Genomic DNA, 19,199 nt, shown 5'->3' with positions numbered 1-19,199 from the left:
TTTTTACTATATTTGACATAGATATTGTTTTGTTTGACGACATCAAGATACTGAATTTCAGTATCTTGAACAATATCTAAACCATTTTTTTTCACTAAATTCTCTCTTTTTTCTCTCAAATAATTACACCCAACGGGTTAATATTAGAAATAATTATTATTTTTGTATGGTATAATAATTATTTTTAATATTATGAAAAAAACTACTCGAAAAAATGTATTAGCCACATTATCAATGGCTTTAATTGGATTAACTGCGGTTGGTCAATCGTTTTACACTAATGGAGGATTCATTACTGGTACAACTACTTCAAATGGTACAACTACTTCTCCAGCTGGTTACAGTTGGAGCGAATTACAATCTGTAGGAAGTGTAACAAATACTAATCTTGGTTTTGGTGCAATTTTTAATAATGCTGCAACAACAAATCTTCGGATAGCAGATGATTTTACAGTTACTTCAACAATGAATGTTACTGCAATTGATTTTTTCTGTTATCAAACAGGCTATGCTGGAACAACACCTCCGATTGATCAGATGCGCGTTCAAATTTGGAATGGAGACCCTTCTTTAGGTACCTCTACAGTTGTTGCTGGAAATATGACCACTAACATATATAATGCTACTGCTAGTGGAGAAGCAAGCGTTTATCGTATTGGTAATAATTCACCAGGAACAACACGAAAAGTGTGGCGTGTTAGTGGTAATTTGACTGCTACACTTGCTCCAGGAACTTATTGGGTTGAATTTCAAGTTCATGCCACAAATGATGGTTCTATATTTTTTCCAGCAGTTACCATTCCTGGATCTTTATCATTAGCAAGTTGGAATTCAAAACAGTATAGTGGTACAGCATGGGCAGGAATTGTTGATGCTGGATCTAGCTTACCTATGGATATGCCTTTTATAATTAATTATCAGGCTTTTTTAGGAACAGAAAGTTTTATGTCTGATAATAATAAGATTTCATTATATCCTAATCCTGCTGCAAGTGTTTTAAATATCAAGGTAAACTATAATACTACTCAGTCTACACCTAGCTATGTTGAAATTTATGATTTGAAAGGAGTTAAAGTATTAAATCAGAAATTGAATCTAATGGATTTTGATAATTATCAGGTAAATATTGAATCTTTAAATAGAGGAGTTTATTTAGTTAAAGCGTTTGATGCTTTAAATAATGAAATTGTTAAGACAAAATTAATTAAAGAATAAAACAGATTCAAGTTAAATAAAAAAGCAGCTTTCAAGCTGCTTTTTTTATGTGATAGTGATCTTTCTTAAATCCGCAATAGTTGCTATTGGGTCTTGCGCTCCAAAAACATAGCTTCCTGCAACTAACACATCAGCACCTGCATCAGCTAATTGTTTTGCGTTTTTATTTGTGACACCGCCATCAATCTCAATTAAAGTTGAAGCATTTTTTCTATTGATTAATGCTTTTAGTTTTTCAACTTTTGAATACGTATTTTCAATGAATGATTGCCCTCCAAACCCTGGATTTACACTCATGATACAAACCAAATCAATATCTTGAATCACATCTTCTAATAAATCTACATTTGTGTGTGGATTTAATGCAACTCCTGCTTTCATTCCTTCTGCTTTAATAGCTTGAAGTGTTCGGTGTAAATGCGTACAAGCTTCGTAATGAACCGTTAAAACATCAGCACCTAATTTTTTGAATGTTGCAATGTATCGGTCAGGATCAACAATCATCAAGTGAACATCAATTGTTTTTTTTGCATGCTTATTGATGGCATCAAGAACAGGCATTCCAAAAGAAATATTCGGAACAAAAACGCCATCCATAATATCAATGTGAAACCAATCGGCCTCACTTGCATTAATCATTTCGATGTCGCGTTGTAAGTTAGCAAAATCAGCAGCAAGTACCGAAGGAGCAATTAAAGTATTTTTCATTGTGTTAAGTGTGTTGTTGGCACAAAGATAGTTTTTAGTTTAAAAGTTTAAAAGTTTTGCAGATTAAAAGATTTAACTCAATTAAGGTTGTGGCTAAAAAACAAAACTCCGGTAATCAGCCGGAGTTTCAATCATCAATCAAAAAACGAACAGTCTTAGACTGTTGTTATCTTTATAGTATAACACTGTCCCGAATTTTCGGAATGTCGAAGTGTTATCCTAAATATGTTTTTAATATTTTGCTTCTAGAAGTATGTTTTAATCTTCTAATCGCTTTTTCTTTAATCTGACGAACACGCTCACGAGTTAAATCGAAAGTTTCTCCAATTTCTTCTAAAGTCATTGGGTGTTGATCACCTAAACCAAAATATAAACGAACCACGTCGGCTTCTCTAGGAGTTAAGGTTTCTAATGCTCTTTCAATCTCCGTTTGTAACGATTCGTGAATTAATTCTCTATCTGGATTTGGAGATTCACCTGAACGTAAAACGTCGTATAAGTTTGAATCTTCTCCTTCCACTAAAGGAGCGTCCATTGATAAATGACGACCTGAGTTTTTCATAGACTCTTTTACGTCATTTACCGTCATGTCTAATTCTTTTGCAATTTCTTCTGCCGAAGGAGCACGTTCATTAGATTGCTCTAATAATGCATACATTTTGTTGATTTTATTGATAGAACCAATTTTATTCAACGGTAAACGTACAATTCGTGATTGTTCTGCCAAAGCTTGAAGAATCGATTGACGAATCCACCATACAGCGTATGAAATGAATTTGAATCCACGTGTTTCATCAAAACGTTGTGCAGCTTTAATTAATCCTAAATTTCCTTCGTTAATTAAATCAGGAAGTGTAAGTCCTTGATTTTGATATTGTTTTGCTACTGAAACTACGAAACGTAAATTAGCTTTTGTTAATTTTTCTAAAGCGCGTTGATCTCCGGCTTTAATTCTTTGTGCTAATTCTACTTCTTCGTCTGCAGTAATAAGGTCAACTTTTCCAATTTCTTGTAGGTACTTGTCTAAGGAAGCAGTTTCACGATTGGTAACCTGCTTGGTAATTTTAAGTTGTCTCATCTAAATTTCTCCTTACTTTTTTAAAAGTTCTAGTTGTTATACGTAAGAGGTTTTAAAAAAGTTACAAAAAAATAAAATAAAATTCAAAAGCCCCGATTTTAAATTAAAATCAGGGCTTTTTATGAATTAACGTAACTAAATTAACCTTGAGGTTTATCTTTCTTCTCGATAGGTTTTTCTTCTCTTGGAGGTCTTGGTAAAAGTGCTTTTCTTGACACTTTTTCTTTACGTGTTTTAGGGTCAATACCTAAGTATTTTACCATGAACACATCTCCCATATTTACTACATCGGTAACATTTTCAGTTCTTTCCCAAGCTAATTCTGATACGTGTAATAAAACTTCATTTCCAGGGGCTTTTGTATATTCTACAACAGCTCCAAAATCTAGCATTTTTATTACTTTTACTTCGTAAGCTTCTCCTACTACAGGTTTGAAAATGATTGAGTCAATTTTAGCTAAAACAGTAGCAATTCCTTCTGGACTTGTTCCTAAAATTTCAACTACACCTTGCTCATCTACTTCGTTGATTACGATAGTAGTTCCAGTTGCTTTTTGTAATTCCTGAATTACTTTTCCACCAGGTCCAATTAAGGCTCCAATGAAAGCTCCAGGAATAGTTCTTGTAATGATTTTTGGTGCTTTTGGTTTTACTTCTGGTCTTGGAGTTGCAATAGTTTCTGTGATTTTTCCTAAAATATGTAAACGTCCATCTCTTGCTTGACCTAAAGCTTGTTCCATGATGTCATAACGTAAACCATCAATTTTGATGTCCATTTGACAAGCTGTGATACCGTCAGCAGTTCCAGTTACTTTAAAGTCCATATCTCCTAAGTGATCTTCATCTCCTAAAATATCAGATAATACGGCAAATTTTTCTCCGTCAGTAATTAATCCCATAGCAATACCAGAAACTGGTTTTACCATTTGAACTCCAGCATCCATTAATGCCATTGTACCCGCACAAACTGTAGCCATAGAAGAAGAACCGTTAGATTCTAATACTTCAGAAACTACACGAATTGTATAAGGACAATCTGCAGGAATCATATTTTTTAAAGCACGTTGTGCTAAATTTCCGTGACCAACTTCTCTTCTTGAAGTTCCTCTTAAAGGTTTTGCTTCACCAGTTGAGAATGGAGGGAAGTTGTAATGTAGGTAGAATTTCTCTTCACCTTGTTCAGATGGCGAATCAATTACATTAGCTTCTCTTGAAGTTCCTAAAGTTACAGTAGCTAATGCTTGAGTTTCCCCACGTGTGAATAAAGAAGAACCGTGTACAGAAGGTAAATAATCAACTTCACACCAAATTGGGCGAATATCAGTTGTTTTTCTACCGTCTAAACGAATTCCTTTTTCTAAAATTACGTTACGAACTGCTGTTTTTTGAACTTTATAGTTGTATTTGCTTACTAATTCTGATAAATCTGGATTTTCTGCATATTCTTCTTCTGAGAATAAAGCTTTAACTTCCTCTTTAACAACTGCAAATTTTTCTCCTCTTTCACTTTTTGCTGAAGCTTCTTGAGCAATAGCATAATATTTGTCGTAAGAAGCCGCTTTTACTTTTGCGTAAACGCTTTCGTCTTCTTTTTCTGGTTCATATTCTCTGTAAGCTGGTGAGCCAACAGCTGCTCTCAATCTCTCTTGAGCTTCAATTTGAACTTTAATTGCTTCGTGAGCAAATTTGATCGCTTCCACCATTTCGGCTTCTGAAATTTCTTTCATTTCACCTTCCACCATGGCAACAGAATCTTTAGAAGCACCAATCATCATGTCGATGTCTGATTGTTCTAATTCTTCTCTGCTTGGATTAATTACAAATTTTCCATCCACTCGTGCAACACGAACTTCAGAAATTAAGTTGTAAAAAGGAATGTCAGAAACAGCTAATGCTGCTGAAGCTGCTAATCCAGCTAAAGCATCTGGCATAACACTGTCATCATGACTCATTAATTGAATCATAACTTGTGTTTCAGCGTGGTAGTCATCTGGGAAAAGTGGACGTAATACACGGTCTACTAATCTCATAGTTAAAACTTCGCTATCACTTGGACGCGCTTCTCTTTTGAAGAAACCTCCAGGAAAACGACCTGCTGCTGCGAATTTCTCGCGGTAATCTACTGTTAAAGGTAGGAAATCTACCCCAGGATTGGCAGTACGGGCTGATACAGCAGTAGCTAACAGCATGGCATCGCCCATACGAACCACGACAGAACCATCTGCTTGTTTGGCTAATTTTCCAGTTTCGATTGAAATGCTTCTTCCATCTCCTAAATCGATTGTTTCTTGGAATACTTTTGGAATCATAAAATTTTAATTCTTAATTAAACAAAGGGTCAGTTGTGTTGTTGTTGTGTGTGTAGTTGTTTGTAACCCAATGAAAAACCAAACTTTTTCTGTCAATATAAACAAAACAAAAAGGGGCACGAAGCCCCTTTAGTTGATTATTTTCTAATACCTAATTCTTTGATAATCTCACGATATCTGTTGATATCTTTCTTTTTTAAGTAGTCAAGAAGACTTCTTCTTTTACCTACTAATTTCACTAACGAACGCTCAGTGTTGAAATCATGACGATTTGCTTTTAAGTGTCCGGTTAAGTGGTTAATTCTAAATGTAAACAAAGCGATTTGCCCTTCAGCAGATCCTGTGTTTTCCGCTTTTCCTCCGTGTTTAGCGAAGATTTCTGATTTAACTTCTTTAGTTAAGTACATGCTAATATTGTATTAAATGATTATTATGTATGAATTGCTTTTACAATTCGGTTGCAAAGGTACTCTTATTTTTTTAATACACAAGTAATCAAACTTATTTTTAAATTACATGTCAAATTATTTATCAATAGAAACAAATGCTCTTTTTAATAAGAAAGGTGTTGCTAATGTGGTAATTAATCCCATTATAACTAGCATAGAAAAGATTTCTGTATTAATAATTCCAGCTTTGTAAGCAATATTTGCAATTACTAATTCCATAATGCCTCTAGCATTTAATCCAAAACCTAATGCAAGTGAAATTTTATGATCTAAACGAGCAAAACGCCCACCAACATATCCGCCAATAATTTTTGATAAAAATGAAACCGCAATTATGGCAAATAAAAGGGGGTAATTTTGAATGGATGAAAATTGAAATTCTAACCCAATTCCAGCAAAAAAGATTGGAGCTAAGAATCCCATCGCCATACTATTTGTTGTGTTGTGAAATGTGTTTAAATGTTTTTCGCCAACTAATTCTTTTGAAATAAGCATCGAAGCAAAAAATGATCCAATGATAAAATGTAGCCCTATACTTTCTGTAATTGTTGCAAAAATCAAAATAAAGACAAAGAAAACAGCAAATAAAGATTCTTTACCTTTTAATACTTCTAATATTTTATTCAACTTGTTCTCGATGAAGTTTTCTTCGTGAGATAATTTTTTAATTAATTTATAGGTTGCAATTACCAAGATTAAAAAGCAACTTAATTTTAATATAGTAATAAGCGTTGCTTCGGTAATGTTTGCAAAAGTAGGTTCAACATCTTTAATGTCTAATAAAATTCCTAAAATTGTTAAAGCAATTACATCATCAAAAATGGCTACCGAAATAATTTTTTGACCTACAGGCGAATTTAGTTTACCTAAATCCATTAAAATCCGAATGCTTACTGGCAAAGCCGTAATTGCTACACAAAGTCCAATAAAAATAGTAGACATTACATCCTGTCCAAAATAACTTCCTACTAAGTAACCAGAAATAATTGGGATAAAAAAGGCAAGTATTGAAATGACAATATTTCTTCCTTTCATGGATTTAACAATTTCATCTAAATGAATTTCTAATCCAGCAATAATAACCAATAAAAATACACCTAACTCCGAAATAACTTTTAACTCTTCGGTTCTATGTATAAAATTTAAAATAGTTGGTCCAAGTAAAACACCTGCTAAAATTTCTCCAATCATAGCGGGTTGCTTAAAACGCTCCATTATTTCGCCAAAAAGTCTCGCTAAGACTAATAAAATTAGAAGATTAGCAAAAAAAGGAAGTTCTAAACTTTGTACACCAAACTGCATAAAATATGTAAATCTAACTCTGTTAAAAATCAGACAAATGTATAAAAAAGAGTTAAAGATTATTTGTTACTTAAAATAATTTTGCAACTTGTTCATTTACAAACTCTAAAAAGCGTTCGTCAGCTTCTGTGAAAGGGTCTATAACGTGAGAATCGATGTCAATTTGACCTATATTAACTCCGTTAACGAATAGAGGAACCACAATTTCTGATTTTACTGTAAAACTACATGCAATGTAATTGTCTTGCGCTTTCACATCAGGAACCACAAAATTTGCATTTGATTCGGCCACTTGTCCGCAAATTCCTTTTCCAAATGGAATTACAGTATGATCGGTTTCAGCTCCAACATACGGACCTAAATGCAAAGTTCTAGCTTCGTGATTCGCGAAATAAAATCCTACCCAATCATAATAACTTACGTTCTCACTTAATAATTGGCAAATTTCTTTTAGTTTTTCATCGCGAGTAGCATTTTCTTTTTCAATAATGCTCGAAACAATTGGTTTTAATTCTTCAAATGTCATAGTTGTATTTTTTTTTGCAAAAGTATTTATTCCGCACTATTAAAAAATCTATATTTTTGTTAAAAATAATACGTTTGAAAAATATTTTTAATCAGTACAAGCAATTTTTTACTTTTTTACTAAAGTTTGTTTTGTTTTACGTTGTTTTTATTTTTGTTTACAAGTTGTATTTAAGTCAATTTGATTTGCAAAAAAACGAAGTAGATGGCATCACAAAGTCAGTAGCTTATCAAACTCAACAATTCATGTTGTGGTTTGAGAATGACGTTAATATAGTGAAAAATGAAAATGAGCCTTCAATAAAAATGATCTACAAAACTAAATATGTAGCGCGAATTATAGAAGGTTGTAATGCTATAAGTGTAATGATTTTATTTGCGTCGTTTATTTTTGCTTTTTCATCGCAATGGAAAAAAACCACTTTGTATATTCTAATAGGCATTTCTGTAATTCATATTTTAAACATTATTAGAATTGCTGTTCTGTCTTTGTCTTTATTTTATTTTTCAGAATATGAAGAAGTTCTTCACGGAACTTTATTTCCACTTTTCATATATGGAGTCGTTTTTATTTTATGGATTCTTTGGGTAACTAAATATTCGGGCTATGTTAAAAAAAATAAATAAGCACAAGTTCAGAATTAGTTTACTTCTTCTATCTCTTTTAGGGTTAATCTTAATACGAACATTCGAAAGTCAACTCTTTTACGATCCTTTTTTAGCTTTTTTTAAATTAGATTACCAAAACAAATCATTGCCTGATTTTGATGGTATTTCTTTGTTTTTCGGACTATTAATTCGGTATGTTTTGAATATGTTACTTTCTTTAGGAATTATCTATCTATTATTCAGACAATTACCGTTGGTTCGATTCGCGATGCTTTTATATGGTGTATTTTTTGTGGTATTGATAGTTTTGTTTTTTGGATTGCTTCATTTTTCTAAACATCCAGATTATTTGATTTTATTCTATATCCGAAGATTTTTAATTCAACCTCTTTTTTTAGTTTTATTTATCCCAGCATTTTATTATCAAAAAATAAATCGAGCTACATAAACAATTGAAATTTAGAATAAAATTAACGCAAATTAAAATTCAATTTCCTACTTTTGTTCCGATGAATTTCAGAAAACACATAAGTGTCGTTTTAGCTTCCTTAGTATTGCTTGCCAATTTAGGATTGAGTTTTGCTGTGCATTATTGTAAAGATGAAATTGCATCGGTTTCTTTTCAATATCAAGAAGACGAACCTTATGTTGAAGAGGTGAAATCATGTTGTGCAAAAGAAGATTCTCACGATTCTTGTTGTTCTAACAAGCTAATCAAAGTTGAAAAAAAGACCGATGATATATTGGTTAAATCCCTTCAATTAGATTTAGAACCAACTGTTTTTACAACTGATTGGAAACCAAGTTTTATTGCATTTGAATCAGAAAATTTTGTTTCAAATGAAGTGGCTTTTTATTGCGATTCTCACGCGCCGCCACTCTATAAACTCTATTGTCAATTGGTTTTTTACGCATAAGTTTATTGTTTTTTATTCTGTAAATCAAAGAATTAATAACAATAAATAACTTTATTATGTTTAAAAATATAGCGTTTTTGCTATTCTTTGTTTCTCAATTTCTTTATTCTCAAGAAACGATAAAAGGAACAGTAAAAGATGAAAATAATCAACCTTTATTAGGTGCTAATGTGTTTTGGTTAAATACCGCTATTGGAACCACCACAGATGAAAATGGGAATTTCACTATAAAAAAATCTCCCGAAACTTCTTTTTTGGTAGTGAGTTACATTGGATTTGAAACTAAGAAAATAGAAATTACTTCAAATACGATTTCAGTAGTTTTAAAAGAAGTAAATACCTTAAAAGAAGTCGTGGTTTCTAAGACGAAAAAAGGAACCGAACATTCTTTATACAAAGTTCAAAACATTCAAGTCATGGGACAAAAAGAGTTGCTAAAAGCGGCTTGTTGTAATTTGTCTGAGAGTTTTAGTACGAATCCATCCATCGATGTAAATTTTTCGGATGCCGTAACAGGAAATCGCCAAATTAAGATGTTAGGATTAACGAGTCCGTATATTTTAATTGCGGAAGAGAATATTCCTTCTGTTCGTGGTGCTTCGCAAGCTTACGGATTGTCGTTTGTGCCTGGAACTTGGGTAGAAAGTATCCAAATTACCAAAGGTGCTGGTAGTGTAATTAATGGTTACGAAAGTATTTCAGGGCAAATTAATTACGAAGTTTTAAAACCTTCAAATGATATTCCGTTTTTCTTAAATGCGTATGCTTCGCAGGATGAACGTTACGAGATCAATACGCATTTCAATAATAAATTTACTGATAAATTAAGCTCGACTTTGTTTTTGCACGGAAATACGCGTGTGGGAAAAAATGATATGAACAACGACGGATTTTTAGATGGTCCAATTGGAAAACAAGTCAATATTTTAAATCGTTGGCAGTATGCTGACGCTGAAAAAGGATTGGTGAGTTTTTTAAACGTTCGTTACATGAACGATGAAAAGCAAGCGGGAGAAATGGATTTCAATCCAGATACAGATAGATTAACAACAAACGCTTGGGGAAGTGAAATCAACACAGAAAAAATTGAAATATCAAACAAAACAGGTTATGTTTTTCCCGATATGCCGTATCAAAGTTTCGGATTTCAAAACTCGTTTCAATCGCACAAACAAGATTCGTATTTTGGTTTAAGTCAATATGATATTCATCAAAAAAGTTTTTATTCGAATTTATTATTCAATTCGATTATCAACAACACAAAGAATAAATTCACAACAGGTTTAAATTTCTCTTACGATGATTATAACGAATTTGTTGCGGTGAATTTCAGTCGTGATTTTTCAAGAATTGATAACTCAGTTGGTGCGTTTTTTGAATACACTTATGATAATTCTGGCAATTTCAGTTTAGTTGCTGGAGCAAGAGTTGATAATCACAATCGTTTAGGAACTTTTGTTACGCCAAGATTACATATTCGTTATAATCCATGGAAAGAAGCTGTAATTAGAGCTTCAGCCGGAAGAGGAAAACGTGCGGCTAATATTTTTGCTGAAAATCAACAATTATTTGCATCCAACAGAAATTTCTCAATTTTGAATACCGATGGGAAATTATATGGATTAAACCCTGAAATAGCATGGAATTACGGGTTGAGTTTTATTCAAAAATTCAAATTAGCTGGAAAAGATGCTGAGGTGATTTTAGATTATTACAGAACTGATTTCCAAAATCAAGCGGTGGTTGATGTGGATCATTCACCACAAGAAGTATTGTTTTATAACTTAAACGGAAACAGTTTTGCGAATTCATTTCAAGCAGAATTTTCAATTGATTTGATGACGCATTTAACTTTTAAAACGGCTTATAAATATTACGATGTTCAAACGCAATTCACAAGAGGACAGTTGGAAAGACCTTTACAGGCAAAACACCGAGTTTTTGGAAACTTAGCCTACGAAACTCATATCAAAGACAAAGGGCAACAATGGAAGTTTGATGTAACTTATAATTGGTTAGGCGAACAACGTTTACCTTACACACAATCCAATCCCGCGCAATATCGTTTGGATGAGTATGCGCCTTCTTTCGGAACATTAAATGCTCAAATTACGAGAACATTTTCAAGTGTTTTTGAAGTGTATGTGGGAGGTGAAAACATGACAAATTACAAACAAACAAACGGAATTATTCAAAATGAAAACCCTTTTGGTACTTATTTTGATAGTAGTATGATATACGGACCCACTTTTGGTGCCATGTATTATGCTGGATTACGATTTAAAATTAAAGATAAAAAAGAGAGTCATAAAATTGAAGAGCTAACTCCAGTTGAAGAGGAAACTCATAACCACTAAATAATAGAAAAATGAAAAGAATAGTTTTATTAGTATTATCCTGCATTTTTTCGCTAACTATGGTAGCCCAAGAGAAGAAAAGCAAAAACAAAAAAGTAGAGTTTAAAGTCGCAGGAAATTGTGAAATGTGCGAAAAACGCATTGAAAAAGCAGCTTATTCTGTAAAAGGAGTTAAAAGCGCTGAGTGGCACGCCGATCATGGTGATATTCATTTGATTATAGACGAAACGAAGTGTTCTAAAGAAGATGTTGCAAAGGCTATTGCCGCTGTAGGTCATGATACCCAATTTACAAAAGCCAAAGATGAAGACTATGATAAACTTCATGGTTGTTGCAATTATGAGAGAATAGAAAAATAGTAAAAAAACCGATTAGAAATTCTAATCGGTTTTTTGTTAAAATTAATCAGAAATTAATTTTTTGAATTAAAATATAATATACATTTGTAGTCACTTTAGGTAGCAAGTGAAATCAATTTTGAAAAGATTATTACAAGCATTTTTATTTTTTATGCTCACATTTTTCATGTGGGCTATTGTTGTTTCATATAATGTTTCAAAAGATGTTGAATTAAAAGCTAAAGCTGAATTTCAACAAAAGTATACCCCATCTGATTTTTCTCATTTTCAAACCGTTGATCTAGAAGAAGGAGAATATGTTACTGTTGAAATAGAACCTGAATTTAAAATTGAGTTGGATGTAATTTTAATTCCAACAAAATCAATTGTTATTGTTAAATCTTCTTTAGAGAAGAGTTCAAGTTCATATTTATCCCAATTCTTTTCTTCTAAAGAAATTATTCCACTTTACGATTTATATTGTAATTGGAAGTTTCATCTTTCTTAATACACATTTATTTTTTTTCACGTCATTAATTTGATTGTGAATGTTCACTGTGTATTAATTTATTTCATTAATCAATGAAAACAAATACCGTTGGTTTTGACGAACACGAAGTTCTTCATTACTTAACCCATTATTTACCAGCACAAAATCCGTTGAAAGACTTTGTGCATCACAATACATTACACGCTTTTCAAAATAAAAAGTTTCATGAAGCATTACTTGAGGCTTCTACGATTTTTGGTTACAAAACGTATTTATCAATAACTGATTTTAGACAACGATTTGCTAATAATGAGATCAATGAAATTGTTTTAGATGCTATCATTATAAAATCAAAAGGAGCTGAAAATCTTCAAACTTGGAAAGAGAAATTGCTCAAAACAAACTACGATGAATCCGTTTCTCCAAGAATTGGGAGTTTACGTTCTAATTGGAAAAAATACTACGCTATAAATCTTGAAAAATCAACGCATGGTTTGTTGTTTCGTGTATTGTGTAGTTATTTGGATCAAGGGGTTGCTATCTGGAATTTTCCTATCCATGATAAAGGATTTTTAGCTTCCATTAGAGAATTAGAAAGAAATACTTTTAAAGGAATTTTTACTTCTGACAGAGCCAAAAAGTTATTACAAGAAGACGCTTCCATTACACAATTATTAGAATTAATTGTTGGTAAAGAAGAATTATTCGAACAATATTTATTCGATCAACAATTCGGTCATCCAGGTTGGAGCGGAATGATTGCTACTATTGAAAACAATCCAAGTTCTTTATTAGATTCAAAACATATAACATTAGAAGAACTAATCAAGTTTGAATTACTTCTTGAGATTGATACTTTAGATACGAAGTTCAACAATATTTGGTCTCCATTAGGATTTAAAGTTAAGAATACTAATTTTTTACTTTTTGAAAAAGTAAATTATAACGAATTATTCGATGTTTTATCACTTTGGCAACAAGCATTTGAATGGAATTTCTATGATGCAGTTTTATCCAATGTTCAAAACGTTAAAGAAGAAAAGGTAGAACAAATACCAAGTTTTCAAGGCATGTTTTGTATGGATGACAGAGAGTGTTCGTTTAGAAGACATATTGAACACATCGACAAAAATGTTTCTACATACGGAACGGCAGCTTTCTTTAACTTTGAGTTTTTCTATCAACCGGTAAATGGAAAATTTTATACCAAATTATGTCCAGCTCCTGTTACTCCAAAATTCTTAATCAAAGAAGAACATAGAAAGAAAAAACAAGCTAAAGATTTACATTATCACAAGCAATCGCACTCGTTATTTTTTGGTTGGATTATAAGTCAAACTTTAGGGTTTTCTTCGGCTTTAAAATTGTTCTTGAATATTTTTAAACCTTCAATGTCGCCTGCAACTACATCTTCATTCAAGCATTTACATAAAAAATCGAAATTAGTTATTGAAAATACTGATGCTAATCTAAAAGAGAATGATTTACAAATTGGTTTTTCGGTAGAAGAAATGGCCAATAGAGTAGAAGGCTTGTTGAAAAGTATCGGACTTGTTTATAATTTTTCACCAATAGTTTACGTTGTTGGGCACGGAGCAACTAGTATCAATAATACGCATTATGCAGGTTATGATTGCGGTGCTTGTTCAGGTCGACCAAGTTCTGTAAACGCAAAAGTAGCTTCGTTTGCAGCGAATCATTCAGAAGTTAGAGCTATTTTGAAAGAAAGAGGAATTGATATTCCAAATGCAACTCAATTTTTACCAGCTTTACACGATACGACTCGCGATGAAATTGCTTTTTATGACGAAGATACTTTATCTGAAAATAACAAAGCTTTACACCAACAAAATGTAATCACATTTACAAAAGCCTTGGATAACAATGCAAAAGAGCGTTCAAGACGTTTTGATACGATTAATACTTCAGATACTTTAGAAAAAGTACATGAAAAAGTAAAACGTCGTTCTTTATCTTTATTTGAGCCACGTCCCGAATTAAATCACGCTACGAATGCGATGTGTATTGTAGGAAGAAGAAGTTTGTCAAAACAATTGTTCTTAGACCGACGTTCGTTTTTGAATTCGTATGACTATAAAGTCGATCCTTCCGGAGATTATTTAGCCATTATTTTAGGCGCAGTTGCTCCGGTGGGTGGGGGAATTAATTTGGAATACTATTTCTCCAGAGTTGATAATCAAAAATTAGGAGCCGGCTCTAAATTACCTCATAACGTAATGGGATTAATTGGAGTTGCGAACGGAATCGATGGCGATTTACGTCCTGGTTTACCAAGTCAAATGATTGAGGTTCACGACCCAGTTCGTTTGTTAGTCATTGCCGAACATTTTCCAGAAAAGGTAATTTATGCAATTTCTAAAAATCTAGCTACTTACGAATGGTTTAAAAACGATTGGGTAAAATTAGTGGCAGTTCAACCTGAAACTAAAGAGCTTTTTGTTTTTGAAGACGAAAAGTTTGTTCCCTATCAACCTATTCAAACTGTGAATTTCATTAAAGATGAAATGCAGTTAGTTGAAACCACAAAAGAGAATCTTCCGGTAGGAATAATTACAAATACATTTTAAGTCATGAACGAATTATTGCAATATTTTATACTGTTGCCGTTTTTAGGCTTTATCATTAGTTTGTTTTTGCCTGAATCTAAAGAAAAAGCCATTTCATGGACGGCTTTTGGAACGGTTTTTTTACAATTAGTAGGATTAGTAGCTTTTATCATTTTTTGGATAATTAATGGCGCAAAAGATTTGAATTTAGTAGAATTGTCGATATTAAAAACAGCTCATTATGAGTTTTTTATCGATTTCTATTTTGATCAAATTTCTGCTGTTTATTTATTCATTGGAGCTTTATTAACTTCTATGATAACTACGTATAGTCGCTATTATTTACATAGAGAAAAAGGATACAAACGTTTTTTTAATACGGTTTTGCTTTTCTTTTTCGGATATAACTTAGTTGTTTTATCAGGAAATTTTGAAACCTTATTCATTGGTTGGGAAATCATTGGAATTTCTTCTTTCCTTTTAATCGCTTTTTACAGAGAACGTTATTTGCCTGTTAAAAATGCTTTCAAAGTATTTTCAATTTATAGAATTGGCGATGTCGGATTGTTATTAGCGATGTGGGCAAGTCACCATTTATTTCATGAAAATATTACCTTCATGAAGTTGAATAATTACGAATTGGTAAATGAGCATTTGCAAAATCATTCTATCATCGGAATATTCATTGCGCTTTGTTTGGCTTGTGCTGCTGCGGCAAAATCGGCTCAGATTCCGTTTTCATCTTGGTTACCAAGAGCTATGGAAGGTCCAACGCCTTCGAGTGCTATTTTCTACGGTTCGTTATCAGTACATTTAGGAGTTTTCTTAATGTTGAGAACATTTCCATTTTGGGAACATCAAACCACCATGCGATTTGCTATTGGATTAATGGGACTAACAACGAGTTTAGCGGCATCGGTTATGGCAAGAGTTCAGTCTTCTGTTAAAAGTCAAGTTGCCTATAGTTCAATTTCTCAAATCGGAATTATATTTATTGAAATTGCTTTAGGATTTGAAACTTTAGCGTTAATTCACTTTGCTGGAAATGCATTTTTGAGAACGTATCAATTATTGGTTTCTCCATCAGTAGTGAGCTACTTGATTCGCGACCAGTTTTACAATTTCAAACCAAGAGAAAAAGCAATCGAAGATTCCTATCCAAAGAAAATAGAATACACACTTTACATTTTAGCTTTGAAAGAATTCAATTTGGAAGGATTTCTAAATATGGTATTATGGAAACCATTGAAAATTATAGGTAAATCGTTAGATTTCTTGAATATCAAGAGAATTTATTTCTTCTTTATTCCAATTTATTTAATGGGATTCATCACGTATAAATTCAAGTTGCATTTACCTTATCAGTTGACGAATATTCTTCCTGAATTGTTTGCTTTTATTGGATTGGTATTCGTATTCAAATCATTTTCAGAACGAAGAAGTCCGTTTTTAGCATGGATTTTAATCGTAATGAATCATTTTTGGATAGCCTTAGCCATCGTATTTAATGATAAAGTAAGTGTAAGTGAAATTGCTTACTACTTAGCAGGAATTATTGTTGCAGGAATCATTGGTTACATAGCTTTATTACAACTTCGAAAATTAGAAAGAAGAATTTTAATAAATCAGTATTTAGGTCATGTTTACGAACATCCTAAGTTTGCTTTCTTTTTCTTGTTAGCTACTTTGGGAATTACGGGTTTTCCAATTACAACAACTTTCATTGGCGAAGATTTGATTTTTAGTCATATCGATAGTAATCAACTTTTCTTAGCCTTTTTTGTAGCATCAAGTTTTGTGGTTTCGGGTATTGCTGGAATCCGAATTTATGCTCGTCTTTTCTTAGGTCCTCATGTTAAAACGTATCATGAGTTGCCTTACAAATCATCTTAATTTATTTGAAAATATATGAACGCAAATATAAAAAAATACATTCCTGCTGATGGTTTAGCAGGTTTAAAAGAAAATTTTAAAACCGATGCTATTTCAGGTTTCATCGTGTTTTTATTAGCATTGCCATTGAGTTTAGGAATTGCAAAAGCTTCTGATTTTCCACCAATTATGGGATTAATAACGGCTATTATTGGTGGAATTGTCGTTTCGTTTTTCATGGGTTCTCGCTTAACGATTAAAGGACCTGCAGCAGGTTTAATTGTAATCGTGGCAGGAGCTGTGGCCGAGTTTGGTCAAGGGAACAACGAATTAGGTTGGAAATTAGCACTTGGAGCAATGGCTGTTGCTGGAGTAATTCAAATTCTTTTCGGAGTTTTGAAATTAGGAAAATTAGCCGATTTTTTTCCGCTTTCTACTATTCACGGAATGTTAGCGGCTATTGGAATTATCATTATTGCTAAACAAATCCCAGTTTTATTGAATGATAATCCTGCGTTAGCGAAAGGTATGGGACCAATTGAATTACTTGTAAACATTCCAAAATTCATCATCAATTTAGATGCAAAAGCTTCGATTATTGGAGTAGTGAGTTTGGCAATTATGTTGGGTTGGCCATACATCAAAAACAAATCGATCAAAATGATTCCAGCTCCTCTGGTTGTGTTGTTATTTGCTATTCCATGTGAGTTATTTATGGATTTTGCGCACACAGAACCACCTTATGCTTTAGTGAAAATTGGAAATTTGGTAGATAATATCCATTGGAATGTAGATTTTTCAGGAATTAGTCAAACCGGATTATTCATTAAATATGTCATTATGTTTGCTTTGGTGGGTACTTTAGAATCGTTGTTAACTGTAAAAGCTATCGATTTATTAGATCCTTTCAAAAGAAAATCCAACACAAATAAAGATTTAATCGCTGTTGGAATTGGAAATACATTAGCCTCTATTTTAGGAGGTTTACCAATGATTTCCGAAGTTGCTCGTTCTTCATCAAATGTAAATAATGGTGCAAAAACGCGTTGGGCTAACTTCTTTCACGGATTTTTTATCTTAGTTTTCGTATTGTTAGCAGCACCTTTATTAGAAATGATTCCTAATGCAGCTCTTGCGGCAATGTTGATTAGTGTGGGAATTAAATTAGCGCATCCAAAAGAATTCATTCACATGTTACACATTGGAAAAGAACAATTATTTATTTTCACAGTAACGGTTTTGGTAACTTTATTCGAAGATTTATTATTGGGAATTTTTGCTGGAATGTTAGTAAAAATGATCATTCATGTGGTAAATGGAACACCAATTTCTTCGTTTTTTAAAGCCCCAACGGTAGTTTCGTTTGTAAATAACGAATACAAAGTTGAGATTAGTAAAGCTGCTATTTTTTCGAATTATTTGGGTATCAAAAGAAAATTAGAAGAAATTCCACCAGGATATCAAGTGCGTATTTGTTTGAAAAAAACTAAGTTGGTTGACCATTCTGTAATGGAAAATTTAGAGCATTTTAAACATGATTATGAAGCTAATGAAGACGGCGGAACAGTTACGATTATTGGTTTAGATAATCATAAAGCCTTATCTTCGCACCCAAAAGCTTCTAGAAAAAATTTAATCGTTCAATAAGTAATGAAATATATAAAAATACGCTTGCTATTCTTAGTTGGAATAGCGAGCTTTCTTGCTGTGAATACTAGTTTAGCACAAGTAAAAGAGAGTAACAATAACATTTGGTTGCACTATTTTGGAAAGAACATGATTACGGAAAAATTCTCTTTTTCATTTGAAGCCACAATGCGATATGCCAACGGGGTTTCGGAAAAACAACAGTATTTTATTCGTCCGTCAGTAGATTATCAATTTACTAAAAAGTTTATGGGAAGTGTTGGATTTAGTCATTATAACACGTATTCCTACGGAAATCCTGCGATGAATAAAATTAGTATTCCCGAAAATCATTTTTGGATTCAAGGAACGTTTGTTCATAATAGCGGACAATTAAAAATTACACATCGATTACGAGATGAACTTCGATATGTTGGAATAGCAAAAGCACAATCGAATGGTGATTTAGAAATAGATCATTATGATTATAGAAATCGAATGCGTTATATGCTTTTATTCAATTATCCTTTGATAAAAAAAGAAGACGTAACGAAGTTTTTTGCTTTGTTTGGCGATGAGGTTTTTGTGAATTTAGGTTCGAATGCAGGAAAGACTTTTTTAAATCAGAACCGATTGATAGGCGGAATAGGTTATAATTTTGATAAAAAACATCAAATTCAATTAAGTTATATTCATCAAAATATTTGGAATTATACCAATACATTTCAGGAAAGTAATCCCACAGTTCGTTTAACTTATGTTACCAATTTTGATTGGAGCAAATAAAACAAAACCCCGATTCGAAATTTCAAATCGGGGTTTTTATTACTTTGTGTT

General features: G+C 32.4%; 17 protein-coding genes. 11 read left to right on the top strand and 6 right to left on the bottom strand.

What is annotated here, in order from left to right; all coding sequences use genetic code 11:
* Nucleotides 1–192: 192 nt before the first annotated feature.
* On the top strand, nt 193–1,215 hold the full coding sequence (locus ACE3PD_RS00280; RefSeq protein ID WP_291107366.1) for a T9SS type A sorting domain-containing protein: 1,023 nt from the start codon (nt 193–195) through the stop codon (nt 1,213–1,215).
* A 45-nt stretch (nt 1,216–1,260) separates the two neighbouring features.
* Here the strand turns inward: ACE3PD_RS00280 and rpe are convergent, their stop codons facing one another.
* The 6 genes from rpe to ACE3PD_RS00250 form a co-directional block, all read right to left on the bottom strand.
* Nucleotides 1,261–1,923 (bottom strand): ribulose-phosphate 3-epimerase, encoded by a 663-nt coding sequence (gene rpe / locus ACE3PD_RS00275; RefSeq protein WP_374398481.1) that lies wholly within the window; start codon nt 1,921–1,923, stop codon nt 1,261–1,263.
* Nucleotides 1,924–2,137: 214 nt separating this feature from the next.
* The gene (locus ACE3PD_RS00270; RefSeq protein WP_014389330.1) at nt 2,138–3,001 is read right to left on the bottom strand and encodes an RNA polymerase sigma factor RpoD/SigA; all 864 of its coding nucleotides are present in this window, start codon (nt 2,999–3,001) and stop codon (nt 2,138–2,140) included.
* Between the two features lie 140 nt (nt 3,002–3,141).
* On the bottom strand, nt 3,142–5,310 hold the full coding sequence (locus tag ACE3PD_RS00265; RefSeq protein WP_374398478.1) for a polyribonucleotide nucleotidyltransferase: 2,169 nt from the start codon (nt 5,308–5,310) through the stop codon (nt 3,142–3,144).
* A gap of 137 nt (nt 5,311–5,447) precedes the next feature.
* A complete protein-coding gene (gene rpsO, locus ACE3PD_RS00260; RefSeq protein WP_231843136.1) occupies nt 5,448–5,717 on the bottom strand; it encodes a 30S ribosomal protein S15 in 270 nt (89 codons plus the stop codon).
* Nucleotides 5,718–5,834: 117 nt separating this feature from the next.
* Nucleotides 5,835–7,061 (bottom strand): cation:proton antiporter, encoded by a 1,227-nt coding sequence (locus ACE3PD_RS00255; RefSeq protein WP_374398475.1) that lies wholly within the window; start codon nt 7,059–7,061, stop codon nt 5,835–5,837.
* Nucleotides 7,062–7,131: 70 nt separating this feature from the next.
* Entirely contained in the window at nt 7,132–7,587 is a 456-nt protein-coding gene (locus tag ACE3PD_RS00250; RefSeq protein ID WP_374398473.1) for a GAF domain-containing protein, read from the bottom strand.
* A 2-nt stretch (nt 7,588–7,589) separates the two neighbouring features.
* Between ACE3PD_RS00250 and xrtF the strand changes: the two genes are divergently transcribed.
* The 10 genes from xrtF (at nt 7,590) to ACE3PD_RS00200 (ending at nt 19,148) form a co-directional block, all read left to right on the top strand.
* On the top strand, nt 7,590–8,213 hold the full coding sequence (gene xrtF, locus ACE3PD_RS00245) for an exosortase family protein XrtF (RefSeq protein WP_374398471.1): 624 nt from the start codon (nt 7,590–7,592) through the stop codon (nt 8,211–8,213).
* Nucleotides 8,194–8,643, top strand: a complete 450-nt coding sequence (locus tag ACE3PD_RS00240) for an exosortase F system-associated protein (protein ID WP_374398469.1) — start codon at nt 8,194–8,196, stop codon at nt 8,641–8,643. Before xrtF ends, ACE3PD_RS00240 begins: the two co-directional genes overlap by 20 nt.
* 4 nt (nt 8,644–8,647) lie before the next feature.
* Complete coding sequence (locus tag ACE3PD_RS00235) at nt 8,648–9,112, top strand: hypothetical protein (RefSeq protein WP_374398467.1); 465 nt, start codon at nt 8,648–8,650, stop codon at nt 9,110–9,112.
* Nucleotides 9,113–9,168: 56 nt separating this feature from the next.
* On the top strand, nt 9,169–11,469 hold the full coding sequence (locus ACE3PD_RS00230) for a TonB-dependent receptor domain-containing protein (protein WP_374398465.1): 2,301 nt from the start codon (nt 9,169–9,171) through the stop codon (nt 11,467–11,469).
* An 11-nt stretch (nt 11,470–11,480) separates the two neighbouring features.
* A complete protein-coding gene (locus tag ACE3PD_RS00225; RefSeq protein ID WP_374398463.1) occupies nt 11,481–11,828 on the top strand; it encodes a heavy-metal-associated domain-containing protein in 348 nt (115 codons plus the stop codon).
* Nucleotides 11,829–11,979: 151 nt separating this feature from the next.
* Entirely contained in the window at nt 11,980–12,315 is a 336-nt protein-coding gene (locus tag ACE3PD_RS00220) for a hypothetical protein (RefSeq protein ID WP_374398461.1), read from the top strand.
* A 74-nt stretch (nt 12,316–12,389) separates the two neighbouring features.
* A complete protein-coding gene (locus ACE3PD_RS00215; protein WP_374398459.1) occupies nt 12,390–14,885 on the top strand; it encodes a YbcC family protein in 2,496 nt (831 codons plus the stop codon).
* 3 nt (nt 14,886–14,888) lie between these two features.
* Nucleotides 14,889–16,757, top strand: a complete 1,869-nt coding sequence (locus ACE3PD_RS00210; RefSeq protein WP_374398457.1) for a proton-conducting transporter membrane subunit — start codon at nt 14,889–14,891, stop codon at nt 16,755–16,757.
* A gap of 15 nt (nt 16,758–16,772) precedes the next feature.
* Complete coding sequence (locus tag ACE3PD_RS00205) at nt 16,773–18,383, top strand: SulP family inorganic anion transporter (RefSeq protein WP_374398455.1); 1,611 nt, start codon at nt 16,773–16,775, stop codon at nt 18,381–18,383.
* A 3-nt stretch (nt 18,384–18,386) separates the two neighbouring features.
* Complete coding sequence (locus ACE3PD_RS00200) at nt 18,387–19,148, top strand: DUF2490 domain-containing protein (RefSeq protein WP_374398453.1); 762 nt, start codon at nt 18,387–18,389, stop codon at nt 19,146–19,148.
* Nucleotides 19,149–19,199 lie beyond the last annotated feature (51 nt).

This window comes from Flavobacterium sp. (assembly GCF_041911335.1).
Classification (GTDB): Bacteria; Bacteroidota; Bacteroidia; order Flavobacteriales; family Flavobacteriaceae; genus Flavobacterium.
This window is presented reverse-complemented; position numbering and strand designations above follow the sequence as displayed.

Excerpts from the sequence above, each read along its gene's own strand:
- ACE3PD_RS00225 (WP_374398463.1), top strand. The coding sequence starts at position 11,481 with ATGAAAAGAATAGTTTTATTAGTATTATCCTGCATTTTTTCGCTAACT.
- ACE3PD_RS00200 (WP_374398453.1), top strand. The coding sequence starts at position 18,387 with ATGAAATATATAAAAATACGCTTGCTATTCTTAGTTGGAATAGCGAGC.
- ACE3PD_RS00230 (WP_374398465.1), top strand. The coding sequence starts at position 9,169 with ATGTTTAAAAATATAGCGTTTTTGCTATTCTTTGTTTCTCAATTTCTT.
- rpe (WP_374398481.1), bottom strand. The coding sequence starts at position 1,923 with ATGAAAAATACTTTAATTGCTCCTTCGGTACTTGCTGCTGATTTTGCT.
- ACE3PD_RS00215 (WP_374398459.1), top strand. The coding sequence starts at position 12,390 with ATGAAAACAAATACCGTTGGTTTTGACGAACACGAAGTTCTTCATTAC.
- ACE3PD_RS00250 (WP_374398473.1), bottom strand. The coding sequence starts at position 7,587 with ATGACATTTGAAGAATTAAAACCAATTGTTTCGAGCATTATTGAAAAA.
- ACE3PD_RS00220 (WP_374398461.1), top strand. The coding sequence starts at position 11,980 with ATGCTCACATTTTTCATGTGGGCTATTGTTGTTTCATATAATGTTTCA.
- ACE3PD_RS00210 (WP_374398457.1), top strand. The coding sequence starts at position 14,889 with ATGAACGAATTATTGCAATATTTTATACTGTTGCCGTTTTTAGGCTTT.
- ACE3PD_RS00280 (WP_291107366.1), top strand. The coding sequence starts at position 193 with ATGAAAAAAACTACTCGAAAAAATGTATTAGCCACATTATCAATGGCT.
- ACE3PD_RS00240 (WP_374398469.1), top strand. The coding sequence starts at position 8,194 with ATGTTAAAAAAAATAAATAAGCACAAGTTCAGAATTAGTTTACTTCTT.
- ACE3PD_RS00255 (WP_374398475.1), bottom strand. The coding sequence starts at position 7,061 with ATGCAGTTTGGTGTACAAAGTTTAGAACTTCCTTTTTTTGCTAATCTT.
- ACE3PD_RS00205 (WP_374398455.1), top strand. The coding sequence starts at position 16,773 with ATGAACGCAAATATAAAAAAATACATTCCTGCTGATGGTTTAGCAGGT.
- ACE3PD_RS00270 (WP_014389330.1), bottom strand. The coding sequence starts at position 3,001 with ATGAGACAACTTAAAATTACCAAGCAGGTTACCAATCGTGAAACTGCT.
- rpsO (WP_231843136.1), bottom strand. The coding sequence starts at position 5,717 with ATGTACTTAACTAAAGAAGTTAAATCAGAAATCTTCGCTAAACACGGA.
- ACE3PD_RS00265 (WP_374398478.1), bottom strand. The coding sequence starts at position 5,310 with ATGATTCCAAAAGTATTCCAAGAAACAATCGATTTAGGAGATGGAAGA.